General features: G+C 51.4%; 11 protein-coding genes. 3 read left to right on the forward strand and 8 right to left on the reverse strand.

The window, feature by feature from the left end:
• Positions 1–2 precede the first annotated feature (2 nt).
• Positions 3–329, reverse strand: a complete 327-nt coding sequence (locus tag AC0YN0_RS23740; protein ID WP_475823503.1) for a WGxxGxxG family protein — start codon at positions 327–329, stop codon at positions 3–5.
• Positions 330–547: 218 nt separating this feature from the next.
• On the opposite strand from AC0YN0_RS23740, the gene AC0YN0_RS23745 reads away from it, so the two are divergent.
• Entirely contained in the window at positions 548–1,774 is a 1,227-nt protein-coding gene (locus AC0YN0_RS23745; RefSeq protein WP_475823843.1) for an MFS transporter, read from the forward strand.
• Between the two features lie 105 nt (positions 1,775–1,879).
• Here AC0YN0_RS23745 and AC0YN0_RS23750 read toward each other — a convergent pair whose 3' ends face one another.
• Positions 1,880–3,583 (reverse strand): ribonuclease J, encoded by a 1,704-nt coding sequence (locus AC0YN0_RS23750; protein WP_475823504.1) that lies wholly within the window; start codon positions 3,581–3,583, stop codon positions 1,880–1,882.
• Between the two features lie 140 nt (positions 3,584–3,723).
• Here AC0YN0_RS23750 and AC0YN0_RS23755 point away from each other — a divergent pair, with 140 nt between their 5' ends.
• The gene (locus tag AC0YN0_RS23755; RefSeq protein WP_475823505.1) at positions 3,724–4,578 is read left to right on the forward strand and encodes a manganese catalase family protein; all 855 of its coding nucleotides are present in this window, start codon (positions 3,724–3,726) and stop codon (positions 4,576–4,578) included.
• Positions 4,579–4,744: 166 nt separating this feature from the next.
• Entirely contained in the window at positions 4,745–5,164 is a 420-nt protein-coding gene (locus AC0YN0_RS23760) for a CBO0543 family protein (RefSeq protein WP_475823506.1), read from the forward strand.
• Positions 5,165–5,306: 142 nt separating this feature from the next.
• Here AC0YN0_RS23760 and AC0YN0_RS23765 read toward each other — a convergent pair whose 3' ends face one another.
• The 6 genes from AC0YN0_RS23765 to AC0YN0_RS23790 all read right to left on the reverse strand — a co-directional run bounded on the left by AC0YN0_RS23765 (position 5,307) and on the right by AC0YN0_RS23790 (position 13,226).
• Positions 5,307–5,846: a P-loop nucleotide/nucleoside kinase family protein gene (locus tag AC0YN0_RS23765; RefSeq protein ID WP_475823507.1), complete on the reverse strand. Its 540-nt coding sequence runs from the start codon at positions 5,844–5,846 to the stop codon at positions 5,307–5,309.
• Between the two features lie 47 nt (positions 5,847–5,893).
• On the reverse strand, positions 5,894–6,568 hold the full coding sequence (locus tag AC0YN0_RS23770; protein ID WP_475823508.1) for an HAD family hydrolase: 675 nt from the start codon (positions 6,566–6,568) through the stop codon (positions 5,894–5,896).
• A 26-nt stretch (positions 6,569–6,594) separates the two neighbouring features.
• On the reverse strand, positions 6,595–7,026 hold the full coding sequence (locus AC0YN0_RS23775; RefSeq protein ID WP_475823509.1) for a hypothetical protein: 432 nt from the start codon (positions 7,024–7,026) through the stop codon (positions 6,595–6,597).
• A gap of 155 nt (positions 7,027–7,181) precedes the next feature.
• Positions 7,182–8,939, reverse strand: a complete 1,758-nt coding sequence (gene atzF, locus AC0YN0_RS23780) for an allophanate hydrolase (RefSeq protein ID WP_475823510.1) — start codon at positions 8,937–8,939, stop codon at positions 7,182–7,184.
• A complete protein-coding gene (uca, locus tag AC0YN0_RS23785) occupies positions 8,936–12,550 on the reverse strand; it encodes an urea carboxylase (RefSeq protein ID WP_475823511.1) in 3,615 nt (1,204 codons plus the stop codon). The genes atzF and uca overlap by 4 nt, the downstream gene beginning before the upstream one ends.
• Positions 12,543–13,226 (reverse strand): urea amidolyase associated protein UAAP2, encoded by a 684-nt coding sequence (locus AC0YN0_RS23790; RefSeq protein WP_475823512.1) that lies wholly within the window; start codon positions 13,224–13,226, stop codon positions 12,543–12,545. The genes uca and AC0YN0_RS23790 overlap by 8 nt, the downstream gene beginning before the upstream one ends.
• Position 13,227 lies beyond the last annotated feature (1 nt).

Here is a 13,227-nt window from a genome sequence, read left to right on the forward strand (position 1 = left end):
CTTTAAGCGTGATCGCGTTCGCGACCGCGGTTTCTCATTCCGGCAAGACCTATCAAACCGAGAAGACCAAGCCAGCCCCAATCAAATCCATCGTCGGTATCAACGGCATTCGTTCTGTAGTTATTCGTGCGCACCGTATTACCGTTATCGATACGATTGATGTCCGTGCCAAGCGCGCGGTTTGTTGCGTTAATTCCTTGGTTGACGCCATGACGAACATCGTCAGCCGGCGTATCATACATCCGCGTCGCGTTGTTGGCAAAGGCTGGAACCGCGGAGAAAATCATCAAGCATGCTGCTAGGCTAAAGACTGTTAACCACTTCTTCATCTTCTTACCCCTCTTCAAGTTAGAGTACAAGCTCGATTATTTTCCGTCAGGAACGCGCCGAATATTCATAAACTACGCAGATGTTAAATATTCGTTTTATTAATACTTCTCGCACATAAATAGTCGGATTAAAGCCAATGATTAAGATCGTAATCCTTTAGAAATGATAAGTCGGTATTTGCTGGCCATCCCTACTCAGAAAGCGATTGGTGACTCATATGCCGGACGGCAAAAAAAGGGACTTAGCTGCACTAGCATCGATTCCATTAATAATGACGCTTGCCAATTCCATGTTGATTCCTGTTCTCCCCTTGATGCAGAAGAAACTTCAAATCTCATCCGTTCAATCCAGTTTAATCATTACGCTCTATGCCGTCGTGTCGATACCATGTATTCCCATAGCCGGCTATCTCTCCGATCGTTTCGGCCGTAAACGGATCATTCTTATTGGATTATCCGTCGCTTGTATCGGGGGGTTAGTTTCAGGCTTAGCCGCTTGGTTAATGGGGGAGCATGCATATGGAATGATTCTGATTGGGCGAACTATACAAGGAATCGGAGCCGCCGGAGCCTTCCCCATTGTGCTTCCGCTAGTAGGTGACATGTTTAAGAACGAAGAGGAAGTCAGCAAGGGATTAGGCATGATTGAAACCTCTAATACCTTCGGTAAAGTGCTCAGCCCTATTCTAGGGTCAGCGCTAGCTTTGCTCGTCTGGTATTTGCCACTTGCCATTATCCCGATTATTTCGTTGATATCCGTCATATTAATCCTAATCTTTGTTAAGACTCCGAAGTCCAGTAAGTCCAATTCATTAACACTTAAGAAACTATTTCAAACCATTAAGCCGATTATCGCCCGAGAAGGGCGCTGGCTGTATGCCGTATTTACGATCGGCGGCATGGCTATGTTCGTGATGTTCGGTTTCCTTTATTTCCTGTCAACCCACCTTGAAGAACGCTATCATCTGAATGGAATATGGAAAGGCTTGCTGCTATCCATTCCATTAATAGCTATTTGCTTAGCTTCATATTTGACAGGGAAGTGGGTAAGCGATAATAAATCAACAATGAGATGGTGTACCGTAGCAGGAACAACGATACTATCAGCAGCAATGACCGTCTGCGGCTTCGCTCCTTTAGCAGGGAAGATACTCCTTCTAACCCTCTTGTTTATCGGAGGAATTGGAATCGGGATCACGCTGCCAAGCTTGGATGCCTTGATAACGGAAGGGATCGAAAAGGAACAAAGAGGGACATTAAGCTCCTTATATAGCAGCGCAAGATTTATCGGCGTAGCTTCCGGTCCTCTTGTCGCCTCGTTGTTGTTAAAGCATCAGTCCTCCATGTTCTATATGTATGGCGGTGTGGGGTTAGCTTGCGCATTACTGGCATTATGGGCGATTAAGCCTGATTACAGCGACAAACAGGGAAAGATCAACAACTAGTGGACAGTAGGCAATTCAAAAAAACGACTTTGTATAGGATTTATTTCGGGATGTGCACCATTCCAATCTTATATACAAGTCGTTTTTTTCTGCGTTATTAAGTGATTATATTTCAATGACGATAGGCAATATCATCGGTCTTCTCTTCGTTTGGGAATAAACGAATTTGCCGACGGCTTCCTTGACCTTCTGCTTCATCATTGTCCATTTGACCGGTTTGCCATCCTCTTGCAAATTCTCGACAGCTGATAGAGCCAGCTTGCTCGCTGCTTCAATTAAGCCTTCAGACTCCCGCATATAAACGAAGCCTCGTGAAATAATGTCCGGCCCTGATAAAATCGAACCGTCTGACTTGCTGAGTGTAAGGACGATGACGATAATCCCGTCCTCGGCCAGATGCTTACGGTCGCGCAGCACGATATGGCCAACATCGCCAATGCCGAACCCGTCAACCAACATGTTACCTACCGGCACTTTGCGGGTTTGTACAGCAACCTGCTGCTCGATATCAACGACGTCACCGTTACCGACAATGAAGATGTTATCGGATAATACGCCAACGGCTTCTGCTAGCTTCTTGTGTTGAAGAAGCATTCTATATTCGCCATGAATCGGGATGAAATAGGTCGGCTTCATTAACGTTAACATCAGCTTGAGCTCCTCTTGACTAGCATGACCCGACACATGAAGACCCGTTGAAGCGCCTGATCCGTAAATGACATGTGCTCCTAACTGAAACAAATTGTCTACAACCGATGCCACTGCCCGTTCATTGCCTGGTATCGGTGATGACGCTAGGATAACCGTGTCGCCAGGCAATATTTCAGCCCCACGGTAGCTCGCGCTCGCCAGCCTAGCCAATGCTGCCATGGACTCTCCTTGGCTCCCCGTACAAAGCACAACAATCCTTCCCCTATCCACTTGAGAGATAGCAGCAGCATCAATGAGCATGCCTTCTGGAATGGTCAAATGACCAAGCTCCGTTGCAACCGCTACGACATTGACCATGCTGCGACCAAGCAGTGCGATCTTGCGATTCGTTAATTGAGCGGCATCAATAATCTGCTGAAGACGATGGACGTTCGATGCGAAGGTCGAGATGAACACACGATTTGTCGCCGAGATGATCGCTTCCTCAATATGCTTGCCGACGACTCGCTCCGATGGCGTGAAGCCGGGCCGTTCGGCATTCGTGCTTTCTGATAGCAGCGCAAGCACGCCCTTCTGGCCCAAAGCGGCCATTTTATGAATATCCGGATATTGACCTCCAACTGGAGTCAGATCGAACTTGAAGTCTCCGGTATGAACAACTGTTCCTTCAGGTGTATCGAAAGCGATGCCGAGACAATCGGGGATGCTGTGGTTCGTCCGAAAAAAAGTAGCGCTCATCGAACCTAACTCGATTCTCGAATTGCCGTCTATTGAAATGAGCTCGCTTTGATCCAGTAAACCGTTTTCTTTGAGCTTCCCTTTAATTAAACCAAGCGTAAGTGCTGTGCCGTAGATACGCATATTCAATTGCTTCAACAAATAAGGAATGCCGCCGATATGATCCTCGTGTCCGTGCGTGACGATCATCCCAACCACTTTTTCTTTGTTTTGCAACAAATACGTAATATCCGGAATAATGAGATCGATGCCCAGCAAGCTCTCGTCGGGAAACTTGGAACCGCCGTCTATGACGACGATATCGTCCCCATATTGAACTACATACATATTTTTACCAATTTCATTAACGCCACCGAGGGCGAATATCGACAATTTCGCTTCATTGATGATTTCATTGCGATCGTCCATCGTTGTACGCATATGCACATTTTCTCCTTAATTTGGTTGAAGACCGCATTATTATTTCCTCAGGGCGGTTAGATAATTCTCCATCCTATCGGATAAATCCATCCTTTGATGCAGACATTAAAATATCTTGGACTAGAAGGAGATTAACCAATATGTACTACTACAAAGAAGAACTAATCAACATCATCGAACCTGATCAGCCTGATCCGGCTGCGGCTAAAGTGCTGCAAGAAACGCTAGGCGGGCAATTTGGCGAGATGCGCACAATGATGCAATATTTCTTCCAATCGTCGAATTTTCGAGGCAAGGAAAAGCAGTTCAGGGATTTGCTTAGAGGGGTGTTTCTTGAGGAAATCGCACATGTGGAATTGGTACAAAATACGATCAATCAACTGCTAAACGGCGCCGGTCTTTCGACACCAGGAAACGCAGGAACCGATGATGCCCCGATCGACGAAGCGGTCAAGCATGCCAATCCGCATCATTTTATAATGGGCGCCAAAAGCTCACTGCCAGTCGATGCGGGCGGCAATCCTTGGAACGGCTCTTGGGTGTACAGCCATGGCAATTTAATTAGCGATATGTTGAACAATGTTGTCCTCGAATCAACAGGCGTATTGCAAAAAACAAGAATATATGAAATGAGCTCAAACAAAACGTTCCGTGAGACGCTCGGCTTCCTTATTGTCAGAGACAATGCGCATCAGAACGCTTTTGCCAAAGCGCTTGAAACGCTCGGTGTTAACTGGGGCTCTCTGTTCCCTGTCCCGAATTACGATATTAACAAATACCCGGAGTGTCGCAAATATGTTGATATGGGCTATCACAACATGCAATTTAATTTCCGGTTGGATCCGACGCGCATTGGCGAAATCTTCCAAGGCGAGAGTCCAAGTCGTAATAACGGACTATTATCTGTCGTTGATCCGCCACCAGGGTTTCCGGTTCCACAGATGCCCGATATGCCAAGTGAGCATAGCCCTGGACTAAGCGATATGACGAGATAACGGTCGTACACCGATAGCAAAAATCGCCTCTGTACCGGTAAGGCACAGGGGCGATTTGAATCGAATCTTAGATCCAAGGAAATACTTCCTTAAAACGAACAAATAAGGGGTAGCCATGTGGATTAATATTGTTGTCGGATTTGTAATTCCCTGGATATTCGGAATAATGTTACATAGAAAAGCGCCCATCGTCATTTATTTGATAGTTCCAGTTGCCGCAACCGTATCCGCTTTAATCAACGACGTCGGTTATCATCTCGGCTTTTGGGATTTCACCCCGAAGATTGATAACGATGAGACACTTTCCGCGCTTCCATTGGACCTTGGACTTTATCCGGTCATGGCATCCTTCATGATCAATTGGATCGTCAGAAGTAAACGCCGGCCTTGGCTCAAGATTGCTTGCATCAGTCTGTTCAATACGGTGCTCGAATTCATCGCTTTAACGCTTGGCAAAGCGGAGTACGGCAACGGCTGGAATATAGGCTGGACATTCGTCTCCTATGCGGTGGCTCTAATACTCGTGTACCTCTATTACAAGCTGCTCGAAAAATACGGGTTCTTCGATAAGGTGAAGCCGCGTTGACTTACCATGTCCTAAGTCAGCTGGTCGTTACAACCTTGCTCCTTGCTTCGCCGCAATCTCGATCTGAGCCGTATGATGGCGGTTATGCCATACGAATCTTTGCAGCGCAATATCGAGAGCAATGCTCCCTAACACTTGTGTCCTAAGCTTCCTTCGGCTCGATTACGATTTCCCCTTCGCCGGAAGGGGTCTCGAAGCCGTTCAAGAACGAAGTTAAGATTTGCTCGGTAATGGTGAAAGCCGCGTTGGCATCGAACCGCTCGCTTCTGATACGCAGCCGATTACGCAATTCATCAGGTGAAACCTTCAAATAGACAAGCTCCCACTCGCCGCCGGCAGCCTCAATCGATCGCTTATACTCGTTCCTCCGCTGTCTCTGCCAGAAGCTGAAGTCCACGACGACACATTGCTTTCCTTCTATTAAAGAGACCATAAGATTGCGTAGCTTTTGTTCCGATTCCGCCTTAAGCTGCTCATAGCTGTCAATCGGATAATCGATTCCGTACCGTCCCTTCGTAGCCCAAATATCTTCGTCGATCGATAGACGAACGAACCCTTCGGACTCAAGCTTCTGAGCAAAGGTCGTTTTGCCCGAACCCGCTACCCCGCACATCATGACGACAATAGGCGTTCCCGATCTTTTGCGCGTCATCAACTCATGCAGCACCGCGCTTTCTTCCATTCCTGTTTCCTCCTCTCCGAAATGGAATACCAGTACGCTCGTAAAAATCACAGCATCGTTAACAATTCTTTCGGCGTATGCAGCTTCTCATACTCGCTCTTAATATAAGTGTTGAACCAATAAGCATGAAGCGGCTTCATGCCCGCCTTGCTCGCGCCTTCCAGTTCGCTCGACCCGCCATCGCCGACGAAAATCGTATGTTCCGGCTTTACTTCAAGCCGCTCGCAGCTTAACTGATAGATTCTTTCATCCGGCTTCGCTAATCCAACCTCGTAGGAGAAAATAACGTCGTCGAAGTAAGCGGCCAATTCGCTCGAACGCCAGTAGCGGATCTCCTCTTCCGTACAGTTGCTGATCAGTCCAAGCTTGATGCCGTTAGCCCCCAGCTGCTCCAATACCTCCACAATATCAGGACGAATATATTCAAATGGGATCTTCTTCTCCTTGACCCGTTCCTCATACAAATCATCAACGACTTTTTTGTCGTATTCCAGCTCGTATGGCTTCATCATATCTTCTATTACCGAATGGTAATGAGGGAGCTCGCCCGTCATTCTTTTAAGCTGCCTGCCGCCCCACTCTTTCTTAAACTGCTCGTTAGAGATCCCTAGAAGCTCCGTATAATTATAACTGCGTTTCGATGTCCGCTTGCCGTTATCAAACTCGGTAATCAACGTTTCGAATAAATCAAACACAACCGCTTGAGTGCGCAAGCGCTTCATCTCCTGTTCGGCTTAAGACTTCAGCTTTAAAGCTTAATGACCTCATAATCAGATACTTGTTGATCCAAAAAGGTTACTTCGATGTCATCCGGCAATTGCTCAAGCGCAAGCTTCACGAATAAGCCTTCTTTACTCGTATGTTCGTCGGGATTGCTGTGAGAAGTAATAGAAACGATGAGCTTCTCGCCCGATAGCTTAATATCGGCGAGCGGATACGTATACATGCCGGACTTGCTTAAGTTGGAGAACAATATAATAGAAGAATCTTTTTCAATGAAATAGACATTTGGTTCTGCTAGCTGCTTGATCGCGCTTTGAAATTGCGGGTCCAGTTGCTCGATGGCTACTTGCTCATGCGCTAACGATTCCTGTTCTGGTGTCGTTATGAATTGAATACCGAATAAAAAGGCAACGACCAAGAAGATTACTGCTGTAACTATAGCGACTCTTGTTTTCACAAGTTCCGTTACGCCCCCTTCTTCAAATAAAAGTGGATAACCTTAATCTGCTTCCTATTATATCATTTTCCTTTTTATTGAAACAGAAAGAAGAGCCTTCGGAGTCGTTGTCGACTCTGTCGGCTCTTCTTTCATGAAGCTGCGTTCTTATGCAGTTACATTTGATACACCTTATCCGACATTGCCGCCCGCCAGCCGCCTGCCGCCGTGACGTTCACTGCCCCTGCCGCTTGTGCTGCATATGCTTCGCATAGGAAACCCGATACGACTGAGCCGTCGCTCAGTTCAACTTTGCCGATGCCAAGCGGGGATGGGATCGCGGCAGTGAATAGGCCGAACGAAGCCGGTGACATCGACCATAGCTCAACCGCTATCGACGCGCCGCCGCTGCCTTCCTCCACGCGTACGAGTCCCGGTTTAACCGGTATAGTCGGCAGCTTGTAGAGCTCATACTTCGCGGCTGTTGCCGCCTCCTTCATGAATATGGCGCCGAGCCCGGTCATTTGCGGTTCAAGCGCGAAACCGCGCATATGAAGTCCGCATACGGCTACCGTGATCCGTTCTTGCTGATGCATGAATCGCGCTGCCGCCGCCGTCAGGTTAGCTTCTTCCTCCGGCAAGCTGAACAAGGTGATGCCAAAAGGCAGCTGCTGCGCAGCATCGCCTGCCGGTATGGCAATAGCGCTTAGATCAAGCAGATTGCAATGATTGGTGTACAAGCCCATTTGGCTATTCGTGGCGATTGGATCGGCGTTCACCTGTTCACGCGTCCATGTGCCTCCGCAAGTCGGCAGAACAAGCACGGCCTCCCGAAGCTGCTGACGCGTAAGCGCCTTGATTTCTTGCAAGCGGTGCTGAGCGCGGAATAAGGAAGCTGCATCGAAGCCTTGCTTCGCGCCGGAACGAAGGATCTTCTCGGTCACCGGCAACGTCTCGCCCGGATGACCTTCTACGAATTCGCTCAGATCGGACCATCGCTCTGCAACGAGAGGCCCTTCATAGAGCAGCGCGGCCGCCTCTTGCAGCAGCGATACGTCGACTTGCTGCACGGCGACGCCCGATTGCATGATCGCTTGCTTGGCACGCTGCCACGCCTGCTCGTACTCAGCAGCGTATGGCCCGTAGAAAGCAAGCGGCTCTTGCGGCAGCAGCCATGTCTTCGGCTGCGCCGAGCGCGTAAGCGGGCGATCCGCGGAATACGGATCGCTCGCAAGCTTGCCGCGGACGGCGGCGTCTACCGCCTCCGCGTCAGCGAGATTGCGTGTGAACACGGTCACGCAATCGATGCTTCGGCATGCCGGCACGACACCGTGTGTCGGCCATGCCCCTACTGCAGGCTTGTAGCCGACAAGCCTGTTAAGCGCTGCCGGCACGCGTCCCGAGCCGGCCGTGTCCGTGCCGAGCGCGAAGGCGGCCTGCCCGCGCGCTACCGATACGGCCGAGCCGGAGCTCGAGCCGCCGCTGATCAGCTCCGGCCGCAGCGCATTATGCGTGTCGCCGTATGGACTTCGCGTCCCGACGAGCCCGGTCGCGAACTGGTCGAGGTTCGCTTTCCCTACCGGGATCGCTCCCGCGGCGATCAGCCGCTCCACCACAGCTGCATGCTCAACCGGCGTATTGGCATACGCCTTGCAAGCTGCCGTAGTCGGCCAGCCTGCTGCGTCGATGTTGTCCTTCACCGCGAACGGCACTCCCCATAGCGGACTTGTCGACGGATCGAGCTGCCCCAGCTTCTCGATATATGGCGCAATAAGCTCCATCGATGGCGGCGTAATCCAAATATTCATCGCTTTGTCTCTTTCGCAGCGCCGGATAATCGCTCCGATAACTTCCTCCGGCGTAAAGTAGTTCCGTATATAGCCTTGCTGCAGCGCGTCTATCGTTAGTTCAAATGGAACCGCTTCTATCGTCATACGAGAACAGCCTCCTCTTGCGGATAGATTGCGGCAATGCAATCGCCTGCGCGTACTTGGTCACCCGATTTCACGAAAATCGATGCGATGACGCCGTCCGAAGGCGCACATTGCGGGAACTCCATTTTCATACTTTCTTCTATTAATATAACGTCGCCTTTGCGTACCGTCTGACCCGGCTCCACAATCACTTTCCATACGCTGCCGGACATTAAGCAATTAATGCCCTTGCTGCCCTCAGGCAAAGCTTCTCGCTCGCTCGAAGCGGCAGTATCCGGCTCGGATACATGCTCGGCGATTCCGAGTTCCTTCCAATAAGCACGCTCCTGTTGGAAAGCGGATTGTTGCTTATGACGGAACTCCGTCGAGCCTTCTTGAATCGTATCCAGCCAAGCGAGATAATCGCCAAGCTTGAACGTCGATTCCTCCACTTGGACGACGAACTCCCCGCGCGGGAAATCTTCCCTCATCTGCAGCAGCTCCTCCTTCGATACCGGATAGAACTGAATTTGATCGAAGAAACGGAGCAGCCACGGCTTACCTTGCTCGAAGTTGGCCGTCGAGCGATGTTTATTCCACATTTGCACTGTACGTCCGACGAACTGATAGCCGCCAGGACCTTCCATCCCGTAGACGCATAAGTATGCGCCTCCGATGCCGACCGCATTTTCAGGCGTCCATGTGCGGGCAGGATTATACTTCGTTGTTACGAGACGATGACGCGGATCAAGCGGAACGGCAACCGGCGCGCCTAAGTAAACATCGCCGAGACCCATGACAAGATACGAGGCGTTGAATACAACCTCAGCCACTTCCTCAAGCGAGCCAAGACCGTTCATCCGGCGGATGAATTCGAGGTTGCTCGGACACCAAGGCGCGTCGGGACGGACATTTTGCTGATATCGCTCAATCGCAAGCTGCGTCGCCGGATCGTCCCAAGATAACGGCAGCTTCACGATGCGTGAAGGGACTTCGATCGAATCCAGTGCCGGCAGGCTAAGATCAAGCTGCAATACGATGGCTGCCGCTTCCTTCACCGTCATGCGGGATGGATCGAGGTGAATTTGCAACGAACGAATACCTGGCGTCAGCTCAACGAACGGAATTGCTCCGCTGTCCTTTATGGCTTGCATCAGAACATACACTTGGAAGCGATACAACAGATCCAATTCACGGTCGCCATATTCGATAAGCAAATTCTCGTCGCCGGAGCAGCGAACAGCTACCGGGAAACGGCGTCCTTCCTCTTCATAGGCGATAAGCGGCATATAGTCGCCGCTTGACTGCGCCGGTACAGCCGGCAATGCGGGGCTGCTGGCAAGCTCATTCAAATATTGTTCTTGCTCGAAGCGAAGCTGCTCGGCTTCCTCGACCGTAATAAGCACGAATCGAACCGTATCGCCTGGGTGCAGCTGGCCGATCTTCCACAGCTCTGCGGATGCAGTCGTTACCGGACAGACGAAGCCGCCAAGACTTGGACCGTCTGGTCCTAGCAATATCGGCATATCGCCAGTTAAGTCGAGTGCTCCTACCGCGTAGGCATTATCATGAATGTTCGACGGATGAAGTCCGGCGTCGCCGCCGTCTTCGCGAGCCCACAGCGGCGCGGGTCCGATTAAGCGGACGCCCGTTCTTGAGCTGTTGAAGTGGACCTCCCATGCCGTCTCCGTTAATTGCTCCAAGTAAGCAGGAAGCAAATATTCTTCGGTGCAATGCGGACCCGGTATAACGCCGATCGTCCATTCCTTGCCAAGCGTTGGGCGCGAGCTTGCAGCGAGTGCCGGAAGCGGCTTAGCTGCTGCCCCTTGGCGCACTCTAAGTACGGCACCCGGACGAACCGCATTGCCGGAATGGCCGCCAAAGCCGCCAAGCGTGAACGTTGCCGCGCTGCCAAGCGTCATCGCCATATCGAAGCCGCCTGCAACGAGCAAGTACGATCGCATGCCCGCCGCCGCTTCGCCTAACGTAAGGATCGATCCCGCTTCCGCCTTCACCGGCGTATACAACGGAACAGCAGCATCGTTCAGAGTTGCTCCCATATCCGCGCCTGTCAGACAGAATGTCATCGCGTTGCGGAACTGATAGGAGCCGCCGCGAAGAGTCATTTCAAGACCTGCCGCCTGCTCTTCGTTGCCTAGCAGACGATTGCCGATGCGGAATGAGAGCCGATCCATCGGACCGGACGGCGGAACGCCGATGTCCCAGTAGCCGACGCGGCCTGGATAATCCTGCACCGTCGTCTGCACGCCGCCGTCGAGCACCTCGATCGCATGCTCGCTTGGGCTGAATGCTCGCAGCATATTCGTATATACATGCCCATCCCGGAATGGAGCTGTATCCAGGAAAGCTTCGATATACGACTGGTTCGTCGTTAGTCCGTATACGCGCAATTCCTTTAGCGCTGCCAGCATGCTGTTGATTGCGCCCTCACGCGTTTCGGCGTGAACGATAATTTTCGCAAGCATCGGATCGTACAGCGTCGTTACGTTAACACCTTTCTGAACCCACGTCTCTATACGCGCACCTTGCGGCCAAATCACTTGATCGATCATCCCGTCGCTCGGACGGAAGTCACGCATACAATCCTCTGCGTAGAGCCGAACCTGCAAGCTATGTCCTTTGGGCTGATCGATAAACCCCGATAGATTCGTAAGATTGCCTGCCGCTTCCTTCACCATCCACTCCACAAGATCGACGCCGAACACTTCCTCGGTTACGCCATGCTCAACCTGCAAGCGGGTATTCACTTCGAGGAAGTAATACCGCTCCTCCTCCGGATCATACAAATATTCGACGGTGCCGGCACTGCGATACCCGGCAGCCAGCGCAAGCTGCTGCGCGCTTGCTTGCATATCGCTGCGAATCGCAGCCGGAAGCAGCGGCGCAGGCGTCTCTTCTATTATCTTCTGGTTGCGGCGTTGTACCGAGCAATCCCGTTCGCCAAGCGCAACCGCCTCGCCAAACCCATTCCCGAAGATTTGCACCTCGACGTGACGAGCGCGGGCTATATATTTCTCTAGAAACACGCCGCCGTCATTAAAGTTAGCAAGCGCTAGGCGCGTAACCGAGTCGAATGCTTCACGCAGCGACGTCTCATCGCCGCATATCCGCATGCCGATACCGCCGCCGCCCGCCGTACTTTTCAGCATGACTGGGTAGCCGATAACCGCCGCACTCTCTACTGCCTCCTCAAGGGTAGAAATGAGCTCCGTGCCTGGCAGCATCGGTACGCCGGCTTTCTGAGCAATGGAACGGGCCGTATGCTTAAGTCCGAACAGCTCAATATGCTCAGGCGCAGGGCCGATGAATGTAATGCCTCGTTCCGCGCAAGCTCTGGCGAACGACGCGTTTTCGCTCAAAAAACCATAACCGGGATGAATCGCGTCCGCTCCGGTCGCCAGCGCCGTCTTCAAGATAAGCTCGGCATTCACGTAGCTTTCCTTCGCAGGTCCTTCACCGATCAATACCGCCTCATCCGCTTGCTCGACATGCAAGCTGTCGCGATCAGCTGTCGTGTACACGGCTACGGATTCGATACCAAGACTCCGCAGCGTGCGGATAATCCGAACGGCGATAGCTCCGCGATTGGCAATGAGTACTTTCTTAAACATGGCCTTCGCCTCCTTCTGCATCCCATATGATGACTTGTGCCGGTGTTGGATTGTAGGCGTTGCATGGGTTATTGAGCTGCGGGCAGTTGCTGATCAATACAGTTACCGGTGCGAGCGCTGTAAGCTCGACATATCTTCCTGGACCGGACACGCCGTCAGCGAAAGTCAGCTTGCCTTCCGGCGTTACGGGCACGTTCATGAAGAAGTTCACGTTCGGCGCAAGATCCTGTTTCGTATATTCACTTCGTCCCGACAGCATGAGCATGAACGTATCGCGGCAGTTGTGCATGGGAAGTGTCTCGTGCGAGTAACGAACGGTGTTGCTTTGCGCCGAGCAAGCCCCCCCGATCGTGTCATGCCGCCCGCATGTATCAGCCGTTATCTTAAGCAGCTCGCGACCCGATTCAGCAACGAGCACCGAGCCTGTGGTCAGGTACAGATTTTGCTGCTTCGTCACGGTACGGATCGCGCTATAGCGGTCAGCCGGATCTTCCGTCGAATAAAACAGCGTATCGACTGCTTGGTTGCCTTCCACATCGACGATACGGAGCACTTGACCTTCAAGGAGATCGTACATCCAGCCTTCGCCTGCAGGAATTGTCGTCTCATATATGGCATGAACCGGGTTCAGCCCGCTGCCAATTAAGTGATTGCTCGCGCTTATGCTTGTGCTCATA

The organism is Paenibacillus sp. J22P218 (assembly GCF_056269195.1).